This window comes from Saccharopolyspora hirsuta (assembly GCF_008630535.1).
GTDB classification, from domain to species: domain Bacteria; phylum Actinomycetota; class Actinomycetes; order Mycobacteriales; family Pseudonocardiaceae; genus Saccharopolyspora; species Saccharopolyspora hirsuta.
Genome location: NZ_VWPH01000008.1, coordinates 264,484 through 284,450 on the forward strand (window position 1 = coordinate 264,484; position 19,967 = coordinate 284,450).

General features: G+C 69.4%; 14 protein-coding genes. 9 read left to right on the top strand and 5 right to left on the bottom strand.

Translation table 11 applies throughout. The annotated features are described in order from the left end of the window. Nucleotides 1-4: 4 nt before the first annotated feature. Nucleotides 5-1,528: a polyprenol phosphomannose-dependent alpha 1,6 mannosyltransferase MptB gene (gene mptB, locus F1721_RS19390; RefSeq protein WP_246155155.1), complete on the bottom strand. Its 1,524-nt coding sequence runs from the start codon at nucleotides 1,526-1,528 to the stop codon at nucleotides 5-7. Between the two features lie 118 nt (nucleotides 1,529-1,646). On the opposite strand from mptB, the gene F1721_RS19395 reads away from it, so the two are divergent. From F1721_RS19395 to F1721_RS19425, 7 genes are read left to right on the top strand one after another with little or no spacing between them, the layout of a single operon-like run. Further along, nucleotides 1,647-2,402: a helix-turn-helix transcriptional regulator gene (locus F1721_RS19395; RefSeq protein ID WP_150068116.1), complete on the top strand. Its 756-nt coding sequence runs from the start codon at nucleotides 1,647-1,649 to the stop codon at nucleotides 2,400-2,402. Further along, a complete protein-coding gene (sufB, locus tag F1721_RS19400) occupies nucleotides 2,399-3,853 on the top strand; it encodes a Fe-S cluster assembly protein SufB (protein ID WP_150068117.1) in 1,455 nt (484 codons plus the stop codon). The genes F1721_RS19395 and sufB overlap by 4 nt, the downstream gene beginning before the upstream one ends. A gap of 1 nt (nucleotide 3,854) precedes the next feature. After that, nucleotides 3,855-5,042, top strand: a complete 1,188-nt coding sequence (sufD, locus tag F1721_RS19405; protein WP_150068118.1) for a Fe-S cluster assembly protein SufD — start codon at nucleotides 3,855-3,857, stop codon at nucleotides 5,040-5,042. A gap of 33 nt (nucleotides 5,043-5,075) precedes the next feature. Continuing rightward, complete coding sequence (gene sufC, locus F1721_RS19410) at nucleotides 5,076-5,849, top strand: Fe-S cluster assembly ATPase SufC (RefSeq protein ID WP_150068119.1); 774 nt, start codon at nucleotides 5,076-5,078, stop codon at nucleotides 5,847-5,849. After that, the gene (locus tag F1721_RS19415) at nucleotides 5,846-7,144 is read left to right on the top strand and encodes a cysteine desulfurase (protein WP_150068120.1); all 1,299 of its coding nucleotides are present in this window, start codon (nucleotides 5,846-5,848) and stop codon (nucleotides 7,142-7,144) included. The genes sufC and F1721_RS19415 overlap by 4 nt, the downstream gene beginning before the upstream one ends. Nucleotides 7,145-7,167: 23 nt before the next feature. Next, nucleotides 7,168-7,626, top strand: a complete 459-nt coding sequence (gene sufU, locus F1721_RS19420; protein WP_150068121.1) for a Fe-S cluster assembly sulfur transfer protein SufU — start codon at nucleotides 7,168-7,170, stop codon at nucleotides 7,624-7,626. Then, a complete protein-coding gene (locus tag F1721_RS19425) occupies nucleotides 7,623-8,033 on the top strand; it encodes a metal-sulfur cluster assembly factor (protein ID WP_150068122.1) in 411 nt (136 codons plus the stop codon). Before sufU ends, F1721_RS19425 begins: the two co-directional genes overlap by 4 nt. A 472-nt stretch (nucleotides 8,034-8,505) precedes the next feature. Here the strand turns inward: F1721_RS19425 and F1721_RS19430 are convergent, their stop codons facing one another. After that, nucleotides 8,506-9,825, bottom strand: coding sequence for an HNH endonuclease signature motif containing protein (locus tag F1721_RS19430; protein WP_246155156.1), 1,320 nt, complete (start codon nucleotides 9,823-9,825; stop codon nucleotides 8,506-8,508). A gap of 785 nt (nucleotides 9,826-10,610) precedes the next feature. Between F1721_RS19430 and F1721_RS19435 the strand changes: the two genes are divergently transcribed. Both F1721_RS19435 and F1721_RS19440 read left to right on the top strand, forming a co-directional pair. Beyond that, nucleotides 10,611-11,564: a nitroreductase/quinone reductase family protein gene (locus tag F1721_RS19435; RefSeq protein WP_150068124.1), complete on the top strand. Its 954-nt coding sequence runs from the start codon at nucleotides 10,611-10,613 to the stop codon at nucleotides 11,562-11,564. A 136-nt stretch (nucleotides 11,565-11,700) separates the two neighbouring features. After that, nucleotides 11,701-14,307, top strand: a complete 2,607-nt coding sequence (locus F1721_RS19440; RefSeq protein ID WP_425474411.1) for a hypothetical protein — start codon at nucleotides 11,701-11,703, stop codon at nucleotides 14,305-14,307. Between the two features lie 4 nt (nucleotides 14,308-14,311). Here the strand turns inward: F1721_RS19440 and F1721_RS19445 are convergent, their stop codons facing one another. The 3 genes from F1721_RS19445 to F1721_RS19455 form a co-directional block, all read right to left on the bottom strand. Beyond that, nucleotides 14,312-16,696 (bottom strand): GH92 family glycosyl hydrolase, encoded by a 2,385-nt coding sequence (locus F1721_RS19445; RefSeq protein ID WP_150068126.1) that lies wholly within the window; start codon nucleotides 16,694-16,696, stop codon nucleotides 14,312-14,314. 112 nt (nucleotides 16,697-16,808) lie between these two features. Further along, entirely contained in the window at nucleotides 16,809-18,539 is a 1,731-nt protein-coding gene (locus F1721_RS19450) for a GGDEF domain-containing protein (protein WP_150068127.1), read from the bottom strand. A gap of 202 nt (nucleotides 18,540-18,741) precedes the next feature. Continuing rightward, entirely contained in the window at nucleotides 18,742-19,944 is a 1,203-nt protein-coding gene (locus F1721_RS19455) for a lycopene cyclase family protein (protein ID WP_150068128.1), read from the bottom strand. Nucleotides 19,945-19,967: the final 23 nt, after the last annotated feature.

A 19,967-nucleotide genomic window follows, 5' to 3' on the forward strand; every position in this document is an offset into this window, starting at 1 on the left:
AAGCCTATTGCGTGACCGGCCGAACACCGCCGCGGGTGGGCAGCAACCGCGGCACCTTGCCGCGCACCAGCCACAGCGTGATCGCGAAGGCGATCACCGCGGCGATCACCGCCAGCGGGATCTGGTAGGCCCGCAGCGGGAAGCCCGCCCCGGTCGGCGGCACGAACAGCGACACCGCGGCGCAGATCACCGCGGCGGTGACCCGGAACCGGTTGTTGTTGGTCGCCAGCGCCAGCGGCACCACCGACCACAGCAGGTACCAGGGCCACAGCACCGGCACCGCCAGCGCCAGCGTCAGGTAGGTGATGCCCAGCCCGGCCAGCGGCTCGATGCGGCCGCGGAAGGACAACCACAGCATCCGCAGGCACACCACCGCGACCAGCAGATAGCCGATGATCTTGGTGATCACCAGCATCGCGTCGGTCTGGTTGCCCAGCCCCAGCAGGGTGCTCAGCCCGCCGCCGGTCATGCCGAACGCGGTCAGCGGCGCCATGAACGTCTTGACCCGGTTGGGCACGTCGAAGGTGTCGATCCAGCCCAGCCCCCAGCCGCTGGCGACCGTGATCACCGTCATGGTGGCCAGGAACACCGCGGTCAGCAGCGCGGCCACCTTGACCAGGTCCCGGAACCGGCCGCCCCGGCGCAGCGCCAGGTAGATGCCGAAGAAGCCGAGCGCGATCCAGCCCGGCGGCTTGATCGCCCCGGCCACGCTCAGCAGCACTCCGGCGGCGATGGTGCCCGGCACCGTCTGGTACCGCAGGCCCAGCTCGATCGCCGCCAGCATGATGCCGACCATCAGCGCCTCGTTGTGCATGCCGCTGACCACGTGGAACAGCACGATCGGGTTGGCCGCGCCGAGCCACAGCGCGGCCGCCGGGTGCACGCCGCAGCGCCGCGCCAGCCGCGGGATCGCCCAGATCGCCAGCGCCAGACCGCACAGCATCACCGCGCGCCACACCAGCACCCCGAACACCACGTTGTCGCCGACGATCCGGGAGATCACCTGCCCGAACATCAGGAACAGCGGGCCGTACGGGGACGGGGTGTCGCGCCAGATGTTGGGCACGTTCGCGGTGAACGGGTGGTCCACGCCCAGCGCGGCGGCCGAGCCCAGCACGTACGGGTTGAAGCCGCGCGCGGCGACCTCGCTCTGCGCCAGGTAGCTGTACATGTCGGTGCTGAACAGCGGCGGCGCCAGCGCCAGCGGCAGCGCCCACATCGCCAGCGTGCGGGCCAGCTGGGTGACCGACAGCATCCGGCCGCGGCCCGGCCAGCACAGGCGGCCCAGCCACAGCCAGGCGATCACGATCATCAGGATGCCCAGCCAGCAGCAGGCCATCGCCACCGTCGGCACCCGGACCGGCAGGCCGATCAGCCGCGCCCCGGACAGCGGGTTGTCCACCGGGGCCGCCCCGGCGCCGATCGAGCCGACCGCGAGCACCAGCGAGCCGGTGGTGCCGAACCGGCGGACCACGTCGAGCTGTCGCCGCTCCGCGCGGTCGAGAGGCTCGGCCGCCTCTTCGGTCACTGGTCGTCTGCTGGTCGCTTCGCCTGCCGCCACGACGACGAAGCGTAATCGCGTGAGTCAGCTCACGGGCGCGCCCCGCGTTCTGGTGTCCCGGGTCGAAATAGGTAACATTCGTGTTGTGAAAAACGTCGGGACGTCAACCGCTGCGGCGGCCGAGCCGGGCCAGGCCGCCCAGCAAGGCACGCACGGCGATGGGCGCACCCGGCACACGGTTGCGCGGTTGCTGCTGGAACGGGGACCGATCACCGCAGCGGCGGTGGCCGAGGAACTCGGGCTGAGCCCCACCGCGGTGCGCCGGCACCTCGACGTGCTGGTCGCCGAAGGTGAGGCCTACACCCGGGAGTCCTCCCCGCGGAGCCGTCGTGGTCGCGGCCGACCCGCCAAGCTCTTCCTGCTCACCGAGGTGGGACGGGCGCGGTTCGGACACGCCTACGACGACTTGGCGGTGGCGGCGCTGCGGTTCATCGCCGAGCACGACGGCGAGCAGGCGGTGCGCGAGTTCGCCGAGCGACGGATGGCCGCCCTGGTGGCCAACCACCGCGAGGCGCTGGCCGCCGCGAGCAGCCCGGCCGAACGCGCGGAGGCCCTTGCCGACGCGCTCACCAGGGAGGGCTACGCTGCCTCGACGCGAAGCGTCGGAAGCGGCGAGCAGCTCTGCCAGCACCACTGCCCGGTGGCGCACGTCGCTGCGGACTTCCCGCAGCTGTGCGAGGCCGAGACAGCGGCCTTCGCCGAAGTCCTCGGCACCCACGTGCAGCGGTTGGCCACCATCGCGAACGGCGATTCGGTCTGCACCACGCACGTGCCGACCACGCGGTTCGCGGATCCCGACCCGAACACCGCCCCGATTCCTGATGGAGGGGAGCCCGTATGACTGCCGCTGCGGAGCAGCGCACACCCACCACGGCTGACCAGCAGTTGAGCCAGGACGAGATCCTGGCCAGCGTCGGTAGCTACGAGTACGGCTGGGCCGACCCGGACGTCGCGGGTGCCAGCGCCCGCCGTGGCCTCGACGAGGACGTCGTCCGCGACATCTCGGCGAAGAAGGACGAGCCGGAGTGGATGCTGGAGGCCCGGCTCAAGGCGCTGCGGTTGTTCGACCGCAAGCCGATGCCCAACTGGGGTGCCGACCTGTCCGGCATCGACTTCGACAACATCAAGTACTTCGTCCGCTCCACCGAGCAGCAGGCCCAGACCTGGGAGGACCTGCCGGAGGACATCAAGAACACCTACGACAAGCTGGGCATCCCGGAAGCGGAGAAGCAGCGCCTCGTCGCGGGTGTGGCCGCCCAGTACGAGTCCGAGGTCGTCTACCACAAGATCCGCGAGGACCTCGAGGCCCAGGGCGTCATCTTCCTGGACACCGACACCGGCCTGAAGGAACACCCGGAGCTGTTCAAGGAGTACTTCGGCTCGGTCATCCCGGCCGGTGACAACAAGTTCTCCGCGCTGAACACCGCGGTGTGGTCGGGCGGTTCGTTCATCTACGTGCCGCCGGGCGTGCACGTGGACATCCCGCTGCAGGCCTACTTCCGGATCAACACCGAGAACATGGGCCAGTTCGAGCGGACCCTGATCGTCGTCGACGAGGGCGCCTACGTGCACTACGTCGAGGGCTGCACCGCGCCGATCTACTCCAGCGACTCGCTGCACTCGGCCGTCGTGGAGATCGTCGTCAAGAAGGGCGGTCGCTGCCGCTACACGACGATCCAGAACTGGTCGACCAACGTCTACAACCTGGTCACCAAGCGCGCCAAGGCCGAAGAGGGCGCCACCATGGAGTGGGTCGACGGCAACCTCGGCTCCAAGGTGACCATGAAGTACCCGTCGGTGTTCCTGATGGGCGAGCACGCCAAGGGCGAGGTGCTCTCGGTGGCGTTCGCCGGTGAGGGCCAGCACCAGGACGCGGGCGCGAAGATGGAGCACCTGGCGCCGCACACCTCCTCGACGATCGTCTCCAAGTCGATCGCCCGCGGTGGTGGCCGCACCTCCTACCGGGGTCTGGTGAAGGTCGCCAAGCGCGCCCACCACTCCTCGTCCAACGTCAAGTGCGACGCGCTGCTGGTCGACACCATCAGCCGCTCCGACACCTACCCGTACGTGGACGTCCGCGTCGACGACGTGTCGATGGGCCACGAGGCGACGGTGTCCAAGGTCAGCGACGACCAGCTGTTCTACCTGATGCAGCGGGGTCTGACCGAGGACGAGGCGATGGCGATGATCGTGCGCGGCTTCGTCGAGCCGATCGCCCGCGAGCTGCCGATGGAATACGCACTGGAACTGAACCGACTGATCGAGCTGCAGATGGAAGGGGCCGTCGGCTGAGATGACGAGCACCACCAAGACCGACGCCCAGCACGGCCTCGGCGAGCACTCGCACGGCGGCGGGCCTGTTGTCCCGCAGTCGTCGCGAGGCTCGCGCTTCACCTCCTACGACGTCGAGGCCTTCGAGGTCCCCGGCGGCCGCGAGGAGGACTGGCGGTTCACCCCGCTGAAGCGGCTCAAGGGCCTGCACGACGGCACCGCGACCGCGACCGGCAACATCAAGGTCGAGGTCACCGGCGACGGGGCGACCGTGGAGACCGTGGGCCGCGACGACGCGCGGATCGGCAACGGCGGAATCCCGGCCGACCGGATCGCCGCGCAGGCGTGGAGCTCGTTCACCGAGGCCACCATCGTCACCATCGGCAAGGAGACCAAGCCGGAGGGCCCGATCACCGTCACGGTCCACGGGCCGGGCGAGGGTCAGGTCGCCTTCGGGCACCTGCAGGTGCGCGCCGAGCAGTTCGCCGAAGCCGTGGTCGTCGTCGACTACCGCGGCTCCGGAACCCTGGGCGACAACATCGAGTTCGTCGTCGGCGACGGTGCGCAGCTGCGCGTCGTGTCGGTGCACGACTGGGCCGACGACGCCACCCAGGTCAGCTCCGAGCACGCCGCGCTGGGGCGCGACTCGGTGTTCCGGCACCTGGCCGTCACCCTCGGCGGTGACCTGGTGCGGGTCAACACCACCGTCAACTACGGCGACAAGGGCGGGGACGCCGAGCTGCTCGGCCTGTACTTCGCCGACGCCGGCCAGCACCTGGAGCACCGGATGCTGGTCGACCACGCGGTGCCCAACTGCCGCAGCAACGTGCTCTACAAGGGCGCGCTGCAGGGCGACTCGGCGCACTCGGTGTGGATCGGCGACGTGCTGATCCGGGCCGAGGCGGAGGGCACCGACACCTACGAGCTCAACCGCAACCTGGTGCTGACCGAGGGTGCGCGGGCCGACTCGGTGCCGAACCTGGAGATCGAGACCGGCGAGATCGAGGGCGCCGGGCACGCCAGCGCCACCGGCCGCTTCGACGACGAGCAGCTGTTCTACCTGCAGGCCCGGGGCATCCCGCAGGGCCAGGCCCGCCGCCTGGTGGTGCGCGGGTTCTTCGGCGAGCTGCTGCAGAAGATCACCGTGCCCGAGGTCCGGGAGCGGCTGGAAGCCGCCATCGAGGCCGAACTCGCCGTCGTCGGCGCCTGACCCGCAAGCCTGAAACAGGAGAACGAAGAAGAAATGGCCACCCTGGAGATCAAGGACCTGCACGGCTCGGTCCTCACCGAGGAAGGCGCGAAGCCGATCCTCAACGGCGTCAACCTGACCGTCCGCTCGGGCGAGATCCACGCGATCATGGGCCCGAACGGCTCCGGCAAGTCGACGCTGGCCTACGCCATCGCCGGCCACCCGAAGTACCAGATCGACTCCGGCACGGTGCTGCTGGACGGCGAGGACGTGCTGGAGATGAGCGTCGACGAGCGGGCCCGCGCCGGTCTGTTCCTCGCCATGCAGTACCCGGTCGAGGTGCCGGGCGTGTCGATGTCGAACTTCCTGCGCACCGCGGCGACCGCGGTCCGCGGCGAGGCGCCGCAGATCCGCAAGTGGGTCAAGGAAGTCAAGCAGGCCATGTCGGACCTGGACATCGACCCGTCGTTCGCCGAGCGCAGCGTCAACGAGGGCTTCTCCGGTGGTGAGAAGAAGCGGCACGAGATCCTGCAGCTGGACCTGCTGGACCCGAAGTTCGCGATCCTGGACGAGACCGACTCCGGTCTGGACGTCGACGCGCTGCGGGTGGTTTCCGAGGGCGTCAACCGCTACCACGGCAAGGGCGGCAAGGGCGTCCTGCTGATCACGCACTACACCCGGATCCTGAAGCACATCACCCCGGACTACGTGCACGTCTTCGCCGACGGCAAGGTCGTGGAGTCCGGTGGCGCCGAGCTGGCCGACGAGCTGGAGGCCAACGGCTACGTGCGCTTCACCGGCAAGAAGGAGGCGGCAGCCCAGTCATGACCGTTCAGCCTCCTCGCACCGAGGGTGCGAGCACGCCGTTGGACGTGGCGGCGATCCGCGCGGACTTCCCGATCCTGGGACGCACCATCCGCGACGGGCGGCGCCTGGTTTACCTCGACTCCGGGGCGACCTCGCAACGGCCGCGCCAGGTGCTCGACGCGGAGCGCTCCTTCCTGGAGCACTCCAATGCGGCGGTGCACCGCGGTGCGCACCAGCTCGCCGAGGAGGCCACGGACGCGTACGAGAGCGCCCGAGAACGGATCGCCCACTTCGTGGGTGTCGACGCCGACGAGGTGGTGTTCGCCAAGAACGCCACCGAGGGCGTCAACCTGGTCGCTTACGCGATGAGCAACGCCGCGACGGCCGGGGCGGAGGCCGAGCGCTTCCGCCTCGGCCCGGGCGACGAGGTCGTGGTGACCGAGATGGAGCACCACGCCAACCTGGTGCCGTGGCAGCAGGTGTGCGAGCGCACCGGTGCCACGCTGCGCTGGTTCGGGGTGACCGACGAGGGGCGCCTCGACCTGTCCGACGTGGACGGCGTGATCACCGAGCGGACCAAGGTGGTGGCCTTCACCCACCAGTCCAACGTGCTGGGCACGGTGAACCCGACGGAGCAGATCGTCGAGCGGGCCCACCAGGTCGGCGCGCTGGTGGTGCTGGACGCCTGCCAGTCGGTGCCGCACAAGCCGGTGGACCTCAAGGCGCTCGGCGTGGACTTCGCGGTGTTTTCCGGGCACAAGATGCTCGGCCCGTCCGGCATCGGGGTGCTCTACGGCCGCCGCGAGCTGCTGGCGGCGATGCCGCCGTTCATCACCGGCGGTTCGATGATCGAGCTGGTGCACATGGAGCGCTCCACGTTCGCGGCCCCGCCGCAGCGGTTCGAGGCCGGTGTGCCGATGACGTCCCAGGCGATCGGCCTGGGCGCGGCGGTGGACTACCTGACCGCGATCGGCATGGACCGCGTCGAGGAGCACGAGCGGCAGCTCACCGAGCTGGCGCTGCGCGAGCTGTCGGCCGTCGACGGCGTGCGGATCATCGGCCCCACCAGCACCGAGAGCCGCGGCGGTACGGTGTCGTTCACGATTGACGGCGTGCACCCGCACGACGCCGGTCAGGTGCTGGACGACCAGGGGGTGGAGGTCCGGGTCGGGCACCACTGCGCCTGGCCGCTGCACCGCAGGATGGGAATTCCGGCGACCGTCCGGGCGTCCTTCTACTTGTACAACGAACTGGACGAGGTCAAGGCGTTGGTGGATGCGGTGCGCGAGGCGCAGCGCTTCTTCGGGGTGGCTTGACCGGACCTGCCGGGGAATTCTTCATGCAGCTGGAGCAGATGTACCAGGAGATCATCCTGGACCACTACCGCAACCCGCACCGCCACGGGCTGCGGGAACCCTTCGACGCCGAGTCGTTCCAGGTGAACCCCACCTGCGGCGACGAGGTCACCCTCCGGGTGCGGTTGACCGGTGCCGGTGAGGACGCGATCGTGGACGACGTGTCCTACGCGGGGCAGGGCTGTTCGATCAGCCAGGCCTCCGTGTCGGTGCTGACCGACCTGGTGGTCGGCAAGCCGCTGAAGGAGGCGATGACCACCGAGGCGGCGTTCAGCGAGCTGATGCACGGCCGCGGCAAGGTGGAACCGGACGAGGACGTGCTGGAGGACGGCATCGCCTTCGCGGGCGTGGCGAAGTACCCGATGCGCGTGAAGTGCGCGCTGCTGGGTTGGATGGCTTTCAAGGACGCGGTGTCCCGCGTAGTTGTCGAGGAGGCTTCATGAGCGAGCAAGCCCCGGTGCAGCAGGAAACCGACGTGGAGCGGACCGCTGAGGCGCTGCCGGAGCAGGCCGCGCCGTCCGCCGAGGTCGCCTCGCTGGAGGACGTCGAGGAGGCGATGCGCGACGTCGTCGACCCCGAGCTGGGCATCAACGTCGTCGACCTCGGCCTGGTCTACGACATCCGGGTCGAGCAGGACAACACCGCCACCGTCGACATGACGTTGACCTCGGCGGCGTGCCCGCTGACCGACGTCATCGAGGACCAGGCGCGGGCTGCGCTGACCGGTGGCCCCGGTGGTGGTCTGGTCAAGGACTTCCGCATCAACTGGGTGTGGATGCCGCCGTGGGGGCCGGAGAAGATCACCGAGGAAGGCCGCGAGCAGCTGCGTGCTCTCGGGTTCACCGTGTGACCTTCTGATCTTTCGGACTAGGGGTGCTGGGCCTTGTTGCCCGGTGCCCCTTTTTCGTTGCCGTCCTGGGTTTCCACGCCGTCCTGGTCTTCCGCTGTGTAGTTGTCAAGGTGCTCTTGGTTCTTCGCTGTGGTCGGGGCTTGTGTCGGTTTGGTCGTTGGTGGGGCCATCCCCGTGGTTCGGGGGATCGTGGGGGCTGCGGTCCGGATGTCAAGCCCGGCCTGGCGGCCGCCCCTTTGGGGTTTCAGGCTTGACATCCGGGCCGCAGCCCCGTTTTGGCTTCATGTCACGGGGATGGCCCGGTGTGGGATCGCCTCCCGTTTTGGCCTTCGGGGTGCTTCTGTGCGTGGTTGGGGCTGATCTCGGGTTGGTTGTGGGTGGTTCCGCGCATCGGTCGTTCCTCGGGTGGGTTGGTGAGGGGATGTGGCTGGTTAGGGCGTGCGGGGTTGCCGCCCGGGCTTTCGCGTGGGCGTCATGGGGTGCCCTCCGGGGTTCGTGGGGTTGGGATGAGTCCCCGGAGGGTGTCCTGGTAGGCGGCGGGTAGTGCTTTGCCGCCGGGCTTCGGTTTTCTCGATGTGTCCACACTGGATGGCGGGGTGAACATCGGGCGGCCTCGTTGCATGGTGATCGACCAGTGCTGGTCGTGGATCCTGCGGTGGTGGTGCGGGCAGAGCATCACCATGTTGTTGATCTCGGTGGGACCACCGTCGATCCAGTGCTTGATGTGGTGCGCTTGCGGGGTTCCCGGCGGGCGGTCGCATCCCGGGAACGCGCAGACACCGTCGCGCTGCAGCAGGGCGGCGCGGATGTGGGTGGGTGCGGTTCGCTGGGTGGTTCCCACGTCGAGGGGGAGGCTGTCGCCGCCGAGGACCATGGGGAGGACCTCGCAGTCGCAGGCGATGCGGCGGACGTTCTCGGCGGTGATGGACTGCTCAGTCGCCGTGAGGGTGCCCGGGGTGTTGGTCAGGCGCTGCTTGAGGTCGTCGAAGTCGATGGTGACGGTCAGGTGGGGGCGCTGGCCGCCGGTGCGCGGCATCTGGTCGGAGTCGAGGACCAGGTCGACCATCGCCGCGAAGCCGTCGGCGTTGCGCTGGCCGACCGTGCGCGAGTCCTTCTCGCCGTCGGTCTCGGGGCGCGGCGCGGCCAGGGGGCGGAGCGCTTCCACGAACTTCGCCCCGGTCTCGCGGTCCAGGCGAGCTTTGATGACCAGCATGCCGTCGCGGGCGGTCGCGTAGTGCAGTTCCCGCGCTTCGTGCTGGGCGTGCTCCTCGCGCAACGCCCCCTCCCGGTCGAGGGCGTACTTGATCCGCTCGGCCAGCTTCGCCAGGTCGCGCGGGCACATTCGACGCGCGTTCTCGGCGAGCAGCGCCTCGACCTCGCTCGCGCGGTGTCGGGCCGACTCGGGCAGATTGCGGATGCATCGCGCGATGATCGTCGCGTGCTCGATCCCCATGGTTCCCTCGGAGAGGGTCTGAGCGGCAGCGGGGAGGGCCGCCGACGGTGACTCGCCCTGCTCTTCCGGAGCGGGAGTCACGTCGGTGGCGACCTGGACGCGAGCCTTGGCCTCGCGGGAGTCGATGCGGAGCAGGCTTTGCAGCCAAGCCTGGGTGGACCGCGCGCTCTGCGCGGCGAACACGCGGCGGCGGTCAGCCTCGGCGATGAGCTTCAGCTGCTCCATCCGCGCCTGCCGGATGGCTCGCTCGATCTCCGCGATGCGAGACGCGAGCTCGGCATCGGTGTACGACGCCGGAGACGATTCTGCCCACGACGAGACGACCGCAGCACCAGGCACGGGCACATCCGTGGGCGCGGTCGTGGTCGCGACTGCACCGGCACTCGGGCCGGGAGTCGCAACGCGGTTCGTCATCAGCGGGCTCATGACTCAAGTATCTCAAGCATCGAACAGGATTTCGATCAGATTACCGTCGCTCAATCCGGTGATCATCGAGCCATGAGCAGCTGTGGGCGGCGCCGGACTCGGACTTCAGGAACCTCAAACCGACTGCGGCGCAAGGAAACACGAGAGGCATACGCAAGGAAAGCGCCTACCCCAGACAAAACAGCCGACAACACAACCAAAACAAGTCCCAGTCGCCCCGAAAAATGCACGCCACGTCCGAACGGAAAGCGATCCCACGCCGGGCCATCCCCGTGACACGAAGCCAAAACGGGGCTGCGGCCCGGATGTCAAGCCTGAAACCCCGAAGGGGCGGCCGCCAGGCCGGGCTTGACATCCGGACCGCAGCCCCCACAATCCCCCGAACCACGGGGATGGCCCCACCAACGACCAAACCGACACAAGTCCCAGCCACAGCGAAGACCCCAACCGCCTTGCCGCCCAAACCAACCCCCTGCTAACCTCCGAACCGAGCCCCGGATGGGCCTACCGCATGGAGGTATCGGCTTCTAAAGCCACCATCGAGTTGCGACACGATCCAACGTGTCTCGCACCTGGTGCCGTCTGACTGCATCTGCGATCAAACGTGCCTACCTCTGCGTACCCGGCCTGCGGGGCCCGTCCGCGTGTCTGCATCTCGGTGCCGAACCCTCCGATCAACACAGATCTGGAAGGACTGCATGACCGAGCAGAAGACCGAGGAACATGAGAACTTCGACGTCCAAGCATTCAACAACCAGGTGATAGCGGAGTTCCGCGAGAACGGAGGAAAGCTCACCGGCTGGATGGAGGGCTGGTCGGTGTGCGTGCTGACGACAACGGGAGCCCGCACCGGCGAACCTCGGCAAACCCCGCTGGGCTACTTCGAGATCAACGGCCAACCGCTGGTGGTGGCCTCGGCGATGGGCGGCCCGAAGAACCCGTCCTGGTACCACAACATCCGAAAGAACCCCCGGGTCACGGTGGAGACCGGCGCGGAAACGTACGAAGCCACGGCAACCATCGAAACCGGCGAGCGGCGAGACGAGCTGTTCGCCGCGGTAGCGGCGCAGAACGAGGGAATGCGCGACTACCAGCGGAGAACGACGAGGGTACTCCCCGTGGTGACCCTCCACCGCACGACCCGTGCGTCCACTCAGGACAAGGAAACCGAGGAGAGGGCCCGAGGCCTGGGCGACTTTCTCGTGGAAGTCCACGCCTGGCTGCGCAAGGAACTAGCCGACCTCCTCCGCCAAGTCGACGAGATCATCGCGGGCAACCTGAGCTCCACCGAACTCGAACGCGCAAAGCCGGACCTGGCCCACCAGCTGCGCACGCACTGCGCGGAGTTCTGCGCGGCGCTCAAGCAGCACCACACCGGCGAGGACCGAGGTGCTTTCCCGATGCTCGCCCAGCAGTACCCGGAACTGGCCCCGACGCTGGAGAAGCTCGGCCGAGAGCACGAGGTCGTAGCGCGCCTGCAGGAGGAGATCCGCCACCTCGTGGACGAGTACGAGCCGGGAAAGAGCGACCCGAAGACCCTCAAGAACCGCCTCGAAACCCTGACCCAACACCTCGAAGCCCACTTCACCCACGAAGAAACAACGATCGTCACAGCCCTCAACACCCTGGGCCCAGCCCCGAACATCCCGTGATCCTGTTCCGCCGCAGGGGATGGCGGAGTCGAGCCGGACTCCGCCATCCACGCGGTGCTGAATCGAGCGAATTCGCCTCAAGCTCTCCTGCGCTGCGCTACGTTCGCCGAGCAAGCTGATCCTGGGGTGGGTGATCATGGGGGCAGGAGGCCTCTCGGGAGCGGAAGTCTCGTCCGCCGAGGTGTCGCTCCGCCGATCATTCGAGCAGCGCCAGGCCGTTTCGCTGGGCGATGACCAGGTCGTACGGGCATCGTTCATCGCTCAGCTCGTGGTCATGCCTCGCGAGGACGGGCGGGGGCAGGCTCTGGAGCTGATCGGTGCTCGAATCGTCGGTGACCTGGACTTGTCGGACTGCTCGGTGTCCGTGCCGATGGTCTTCCGAGGTTGTCGCTTCGAAGGAGATGTGCTGCTCGACGACGCCCGCACGTCGCGCATCCACATGGAGGACTGCGAGATCGGTTCCGTTCGGGCCGCTCGGCTCCGGTGCGAAGGACCGCTGTGGCTTCGCGGGCTCCAGAAGACCGGTCGCATCGATCTCGAAGACGCGCACATCGGGGGAGATCTGGACCTGGCGGGGAGCAGGGTCGGCAACGACGGAGTTGCCGTGAACCTGATGGCCGCGCAGGTCGATGGCGACCTGGTTGCGAAGAACGTCGATCTGCGCGGCACGTTCCACCTTCCCGGTGCGGTGGTGAGCGGACGCCTGCTGCTGGAACAGGCGAAGATCGCCAACGAGAGCGGTATCGCGGTCGACGGCAAGTCGGCCGACGTGTCGTTGGGGATCGATGCCAGGTTGGCCAGGTTCACCGGGAAGCTCCAGTTCGCCGGCGCCCGTTTGGGCGGTGATCTGAACCTGCAGGGAGCGCAGCACGACCGCCCCGGCGCCTGCGCGATCGACTTCAGCGGTGCCGAGGTCCGCGGCTCTGCTTTCCTGCGCGGGGGATTCTCCTGCCGAGGCGTTCTGGACTGCAGGCACGCCACGATCAGCGGTCAGCTTCGGCTGGACCGGTCGGCGGTCACCGATCCGCATCCTGGTTCGGGCGTCGCGATCGCCCTGGACTGGGCGGACATCGCTGGTGGGGTCGAGGCGACCGAACCCGTTGCGCTCGACGGTGCGATCAACCTGGTCGGCACGCGCGTGGGTGGTGTTTTCAGGATCCGCGGCGGGCAGTTGAACGGACGGGACGGGCGTGCGATCAACGCCGTCGCAGCTGCGTTCGGTGCCGGTTTCCGCTTGGAAGGCGCTTCCAGGCTCTCGAGCGAGATTCGCATGACGGCATGCACGATCAGCGGCGATGTGATGCTTGACGGGCTCGAAGGGACGTCCTTCCACCTCGCGAGCAGCACTGTCAGCGGCGTCGTGTCCATCTGCAGCGGAAAGCTGGTGGCCCCGGGCGGCACCGCATTGCACATCGCGACCAGTGAAATCTCCGGCGATCTGATGCTCACCGACCTGGAGCTCCTGGGGGATGCCTGCCAGCCTGCCGAGGGCGCTGAAGCGCCGAGCTCCTCGGCGGATCTGCTCGTGTCGACCGCGCAACTCTCCGACACGACTGTCCGCGGACGCCTCCACGCGGGATCGCTCCGCTGTTCGGGCGAGGTCCGGCTGGTCAACTTGGTGGTACCGCACGTCACGTTCCACGGCGCGGCGCTGAGGGCGCCGGGCGCGCTGGTGATCAGCGGTTCGAATCTGACGGTCGACACCCTGGTTCTCGCGGAGCTGTCGGCGGTCGGTGGCGTCGTGTTGTCGTCGTGCGAGATAGGGCACGTCCTGCGGGTCACGTCGGCCGTGATCACCGGTGGTTCGCGGAGGCTGGACCTGGAGGAAGTCGGTTCGTTCTCGCTCGACCTGACCGGGACGAAGATCGGTCGGCAGCTGAACATGGCCGGGAGCTTCTTCGAGGACAAGGTCATCTTGGCGGATGCCGCGGTGGGCCAGGACGTGCGGCTCGACGACGCACGGCTCGGTGGCCGGAACGGATGTGCGCTCGACGCCACTCGACTCGAGGCCAGCGTCCTCCGGTTGCTACCGGCAACGGCTCCGGGCGGGGCAGTGCGCTTGGCCAATGCGAACGTCGGCTTGTTGATCGATCGAGCGACCTCGTGGCCGCGGGAGCACGAGGTAGATCTGTCCGGATTCACGTACGGGCGCCTGTCCGCCGAGGTGACGTTGGCGGATCGCCTTTCGTGGTTGAAGCTCGCTACCCCACAGTTCGTACCAGGGCCTTACGAGCAGCTCGCGAACTGCCTGACTGCGGCAGGGGACAAGGACGGGGCTCGGACGGTCCGCTTGGCCGCGGTCAGGCGCTCTTACCGAGATGTACCCCCAGGGTTGCGCGACACCCGATCGGTCCGCCGTCGGATCAGGTACGTGTTTCGGCGGGCTTGGGGGTGTCTGCAGGATTCAGTGCTCGGCTACGGCTACCGATCTGCGCGAGCTCTGGTGTTGTTCGTGGTCCTCTGGGTTGTCGGCGGCGCCGCCTTCGCCCTGGGCAGCGGACCTTGCCTTCGCGCGGGTGCACCTCAAGCGGGGCCGTGCCCCGTCAAGGCGGACGAGCACCCGTCGTGGGACCCGTTCCTGTACGCCTTGGACCTGCTCATCCCACTTCTCGATCTCGGGCACGAGAAGGCGTGGGACGTTATCGGTCCGTCCAAGGCCGTCATGTGGGTGTTGATGGTTTCCGGGTGGGTGCTGGCCACCGCGATCATCGCGGCGGCCAGCAGGACCCTGCGCCGGAGTTGAGCGGTCACCCCGCTGCGCAGGGGGATGGCGGGGTTGCGTCCGGGGTTGTTGCCCAGTCGGTGGGGGTGTTGGAGAGGGTGTGGTGGATCGTGCCGCTCGTGCGGATGCTTTCCAGGTCGATCCACACCTGGTTCTTCGGGGTGTTGGCGACTCGGGCTTCGTCCACGTACTGGAGCTTCGCGCCGTCGGCTCCCGGGGCCGTGATGGTCAGCGGGGTTCCGCCGGGGAGCTGGACCACTGCTTCGGGGAATCTCGGGGCGTTCAGGATGAACTGGCCGGTTCCCGGTGTTGCGGGGTACAGGCCGAGGGCGCTGAAGACGTACCAGGCCGACATCGTGCCCAGGTCGTCGTTGCCGGTCACGCCGTCGGGGGCGTTGGTGAACAGGGTTTGCTGGGCGCGGACCACCGCTGAGGTCTTCGCCGGTCGGCCGATCAGCGAGTACATCCACGGGGCGTGCAGGTCCGGTTCGTTGTTCGGGTTGTAGCGGAACTGGCCGTAGTAGTCGTACGGGTCGATCACCCACTCCTCGCGGGCCGTGCGGGCCGGGTCCTGGAGGAGCTTGTCGTGGGCGAAGAACGTGTCCAGGCGCTTCTCCGCCTGCTCCGCACCTCCGACCGCGTCCAGCAGGCCGGGGACGTCCTGCTGGGTCAGCCACTGGTACTGCCAGGCCGTTCCCTCGTGGAAGCCCTTGTCGGAGATCGGTTCGTAGGGGTCGAACCAGGTTCCGTCGGCGTTCTTCGGGCGGGGGAACCCGGTGAAGCCGCGCTCCGGGTCGTGCACCGCCGGGTCCCAGACGTTGCGCCAGTTCCGGCCGCGTTCGGCCAGCTGCGCCGCGTCCTCGGTGCGTCCCAAGATCCGGGCCAGCAGGGACAGCGAGCAGTCGGCCAGCGCGTACTCCATGGTGGCCGAGCCGCCGTGCGCCGGGTCGACGTCCTGGCCCTTCTTCGGGAAGTCCGGGTCGTACTGCACGAAGCCCTGCGAGAGGTAGGAGTGGTTGCCCGCGCGGCCCTCGAACTGCGAGTCCGGTGGCGGGACCTCGTTGGCGTTGCGGCGCAACGCTTCGTAGGCCTGCTGCTCGCGGCCGTCCAGCGCGCCGAAGCGCCACAGGTCCACCAGGAACGGAGTCACCGGGTCGCCGGTCATGGTGTTCGTCTCGAAGTTCGCGTACGCCCAGCGCGGCAGCCAGCCGCCCTGCTCGTCGATCGCCAGCACGCTGCGCGCGATGTCCCGGGCGCGGTCCGGGGCCAGCAGCGCGAGGAGCTGGTTCTGCGTCCGGTAGGTGTCCCACAGCGAGAAGAACTGGTAGTACGTCCAGTCGTCGGCGCGGTGGATCGCGTCGTCGAAGCCGCGGTAGCGGCCGTCGGCGTCGGTGGCGGTCGACGGTTGCAGCAGGACGTGGTACAGCGAGGTGTAGAAGACCGCTGTGTCGTCGGGGGTTCCGCCCCGCACCCGGATCCGGTCGAGCTCGCGGCGCCAGCGGTCCTGGGTCTGCCCGCGGATCTGCTCGAAGTCCCGGGAACCTTCGGCCGCCAGGTTCGCGTCCGCGCCCGCGGCGTCCACATAGGATATCGAGGTGGTCGCGGTGACCTGGTCGTCGGCGAAGGTCAGCCACGCGCCGCGCAGGCCTTCGCCGCCGGAGACCGAGCGGCGGTCGAAGCGACCTCCGTCGGGCTGCCAGGTGCCGAAGGACTCGACGGGCTTGTCGAAGCGGGTGGTGAACCAGAGCGTGTAGTCCCGGCCGCCGCAGAAGCCCTTGCTGCGCACCCAACCCCGGACCGTCCGCTCGTCCACCACGTCCAGCCCGCTGGCCTTGACCGGGTTGCGCTCGTTGGCCTGCCCGACGTTGAGGAAGACGTGCGCCGGGCCGTTCTCGAAGGTGTATCGCTCGACGCCGACGCGCGTGTCGGCCGTCGCCTCCACGTCGATGCCGCCGTAGTCGGTCAGGCGGGTCCGGTAGTAGCCCGCTTCGCCGACCTCGCCGTCGTGGGTGTACGCGGCCGCGTACTGGTCCTGGTCGAAGGTGGACGGCGCGTTGATGTCGAAGTCGTGGCCCGGCCCGGCGCCGATGCTGCCGGTGGTGGGCAGGGTCGAGACCAGCCCGCCCTGCTCCCAGCAGCCCGCGCCGGAGAGGAAGAAGTGCCCGAAGCCCTTGATCCGGGTGTCGTCGTAGCGCCATCCCGCGTAGTGCGTGCCGATCGGGCTGACCTGGGTCATGCCGAACGGTGCGGAGGCGCCGGGGAACGTGTTGCCCTCGTCCTTGGTGCCGATGAAGGTGTTCACCGCCCGGACCGGGTCGGCGGGGTGCGCGGTGGCGGGTAGTTGGGTGGCGGTCAGCGCGGTCAACAGCAGCGCTGCGGTGGTCGCGAGCCGACGGCGGTGTCCTGGCACGTGCCCTCCCACGGCTTTGACAACGTTGTCAAAACTGGTTCGACCACCAGCCTAGGGCGAGCGCGGTGGGCCGCGGCAATCGTCCGCGTGAGTGATCCTCCCGGCGGGAGGCTCATGACCTGGGCGGATGCTCCTGGGGCGGGGAGGCCTGCTTGCCGCGCAGCACCTCGATGCGGTCCGAACCGGGGCGCGACATCACCCAGCTCGACCCGGTCAGCGATTTGGCGTGCTTCTTCAGCGGAGCCAGCCTGCTGGAGACCTCGTCGTAGCCCTCGACCGTGCTCGGGGTGCACACCAGGGTCGCCAGCGACAGGCTCACCGCCACCCCGCCCGCCGAGCGCTCCGGGCCGAGCACCAGCTCGGCCAGCGCCACCAGGTCGTCGAGGTCGGCCACCAGCAGGAAGTCGTCCCCGCCGACGTGCCCGACCTGCACCGAGCTCAGCGAGGTGGCCGCATCGGTCAGGCTGCGGCCGATGGCGCGGATCAGGTCGTCGCCCGCGGAGAAACCGGCCGTGTCGTTGACCGTCTTGAAGCCGTCGATGTCCAGCCAGCTCACCGCGAAGACCTCGTCGGCGGCGATGCGGCGGGTGACGTCGCGGGCGATCGCGTCGCTGCCCGGCAGCCGGGTCAGCGGGTTCAGCGCCGCGGCCTCCTCCACCTTCAGCTCCGCCATGCCGCGGATCAGGTCCCCGGCGCGCACCGCGCCCAGGCACCGGCCCGACTCGTCGACCACGATCGCGTCGTCGTACATCCGGTACTGGTCGGAGCGGGTCACCAGGCTCAGCGCTTCCATCGCGGTGGTCGCGGTGGTCACCACCCGCGGTTCGTCGGCCAGCCGCGACGCGGGCCGCTTGGCGTGCAGGGCGTGCCCGTACGGGCCGGTCACCGCGAGCAGGAACCGGTTGCGGTCGATGGTCCACTGCGGCCGGTTCTCCTCGTCGACCAGCACCACGCCGCTGATCTCCGGGTGGTCGGCCAGCACCCCGCGCACCTTGTCCGCGGTGACGTCGGTGGGCAGGATCGTCGCCGGGGACAGGAACTCGGTCACCCGCGGACCGCTGGCCAGCGAGCTGATCGGCGGACCGTGCGGGTCGGTCACCTCCGCCGCCACGCCGGGCACGCTGCTGGCCGTCGGGGGCCGCCGCGCCGCGGGGGCCAGCAGGTTGCCCTGCACCAGGCGGACCCCGTTGCGGCGCAGCGTGGTCAGCTGGCGCTCGTTCTCCACGCCCTCGGCGACCAGCTGGCTGTCGGTGGCCTCGCACAGGTGCCGCACCGACTCGACCACCGCCACCCGCGCCGGGCTCTCCGGCAGCTGCTGTACGACCGCGCGGTCCAGCTTGACCACGGCCGGGCCGATGTCGGCGATCAGCGCCAGCGGCACGTCGCCCTCGCCGACGCCGTCCAGCGCGATCTGGAACCCGTCGGCGCGCAGCTTGTCCACCCCGACCAGCAGGTCGTCGGTGTTCAGCCGGGCGAACGGCGGCCCGATCTCCAGCGTCACCTCCTGCTCGCGGCGGCCGATCTCGCGCAGCCGCTCGCGCACCAGGTCCAGCCGCTGCAGGTCGTGGGTGACGGTGCCGCCGAAGATGTTGATGTGCAGGGGCAGCAGGGATTCGTGCTCGGCGGCAGCGCTCAGCGCCGCGGTGGCCAGCTCGACGTCCAGCTCGGTGAGCCGCCGCTGCCGAGCGGCCTCGCGGAACAGTTCCTGGACGTGCGTCCCAACCGGTCGGGCCAGCGCCTCGATGGCGACGATGGCCCCGGTCTTGATGTTGATCAACGGCTGGAACGCGAAGCGCACCTCGTCAACCAGCGCTAGCACGGAGTCGATGTTGCCCGCACTCATGCTGCTCCATCGACGGTGTTCACGACCTGTTCACCGACATCTCAGTTCCTCCTCCTCGATGGAGGACCGCCTCTCCCCGCCGACCAACTTAGCGTGCTTGACCAGCACCTAACACGGGTTCGCCGCGGTGGGTGGCGGTTGACACAACGATTCGCAGCGCGTCAGCCACGTTACGTGTCCGGTCGGCTGGGTATGCCCGGTTTCAGCTGCCGCCGAGCCCGTGCCGGGCCAGCGGGTGGCCGACGGACAAACCGCCCAGCACCAGCCGTCGGCGGATGCGCCACGGCGCGATCGCGAACAGGGCGGACATCGCCGCCGCGGTGCCGGCCGGATCGCTCTCGGGGGACAGGAACGCCGCGCGGTGATCGGCGTCGAGCTGGAAGAACAGCTCGAAGAACTCCGGCACGTGCTCGGGTGGCAGCGACAGCAGCGCTCGCAGCGCCCGGTGCCGCAGCACGTGCCCGGACACCGCGCGCGGCGGCCACAGGATCGACCACCCGGCGCGGGCCGCGACCGCCGGTCCGGACGGCAGCGCCGCGCTGATCGCCGCCGCCAGCCACGGCGCGCGCTGCAGGGACGCGGCGACGCTGAACCCGCTCGCCGGGTGCACGAAACCGGCGGCCGCGCCGAACGGGATCACCCGTCCCGGCCGGGGGAGCGGGTCGTCCACCGGGAACCGCACCCGCTCCTCGGCGAGCCGCTCGGACTCGGTCACCCCGGCCGCGGTGAGCCGCCCCGCGAGCCGCCTGCGCAGCAGGGCCAGCGGGAGCGCGGGGCGCCGCGCCAGCGAGGTCTCCTCCAGCAGCACCCGGTCGTGGCCGACGTGCACCGCGTAGAGGAAGGTCGGCCAGCCGCCGCGCGTCTGCGGAGCCGGTCGCCAGTCCATGAACACCCCCGAGCCCGGGCCGCAGAACGGCTCGGCCGCGGCGGCGCTGACCACCCAGCCGACCGCGCTCTGCTGTGCGGAGGTGTGCGCCGGGCGGCCGCCGGAGAGCGCCCGCGCCGCGCCGGTCGCGTCGACCACGACCGCCGCGGCGATCCGCCTGCCGTCCTTGAGCAGCACGGTCGACCCGGTGGGTCCGTGCTCGGCGGCCTGCGCGCGCCCGGTGATCTCCACGACGTCGTGCCGCCAGAGGTGCTTCCACAGCGCGGTGTTGTCCAGGACCGCGTACGGCCGGGCCCACTCGCGCGGGTGCGTGCCGTGCAGGGCCATCCGGTCCACGACCGAGGTCAGCGCTGTGTCGGGGACGGCCGCTGGCAGCTCGTCGCGCCAGGTCCCGTAGGTGTGCGGCCAGACGCGGCGCGGTGCCGGGTCGACCAGCACCACCTCCAGCCCGGTGTCGCTGCAGGCCGCCGCCGCGGCCCGTCCCGCCGGGCCGCCGCCGACCACCACGACATCTGCCACGTACGAATCAGATCACGTCCCGC

Coding starts and splice junctions, on each gene's coding strand:
- sufB (WP_150068117.1), top strand. CDS start 2,399: ATGACTGCCGCTGCGGAGCAGCGCACACCCACCACGGCTGACCAGCAG.
- sufD (WP_150068118.1), top strand. CDS start 3,855: ATGACGAGCACCACCAAGACCGACGCCCAGCACGGCCTCGGCGAGCAC.
- sufC (WP_150068119.1), top strand. CDS start 5,076: ATGGCCACCCTGGAGATCAAGGACCTGCACGGCTCGGTCCTCACCGAG.
- F1721_RS19415 (WP_150068120.1), top strand. CDS start 5,846: ATGACCGTTCAGCCTCCTCGCACCGAGGGTGCGAGCACGCCGTTGGAC.
- sufU (WP_150068121.1), top strand. CDS start 7,168: ATGCAGCTGGAGCAGATGTACCAGGAGATCATCCTGGACCACTACCGC.
- F1721_RS19425 (WP_150068122.1), top strand. CDS start 7,623: ATGAGCGAGCAAGCCCCGGTGCAGCAGGAAACCGACGTGGAGCGGACC.
- F1721_RS19435 (WP_150068124.1), top strand. CDS start 10,611: ATGACCGAGCAGAAGACCGAGGAACATGAGAACTTCGACGTCCAAGCA.
- F1721_RS19440 (WP_425474411.1), top strand. CDS start 11,701: ATGGGGGCAGGAGGCCTCTCGGGAGCGGAAGTCTCGTCCGCCGAGGTG.
- F1721_RS19450 (WP_150068127.1), bottom strand. CDS start 18,539: ATGAGTGCGGGCAACATCGACTCCGTGCTAGCGCTGGTTGACGAGGTG.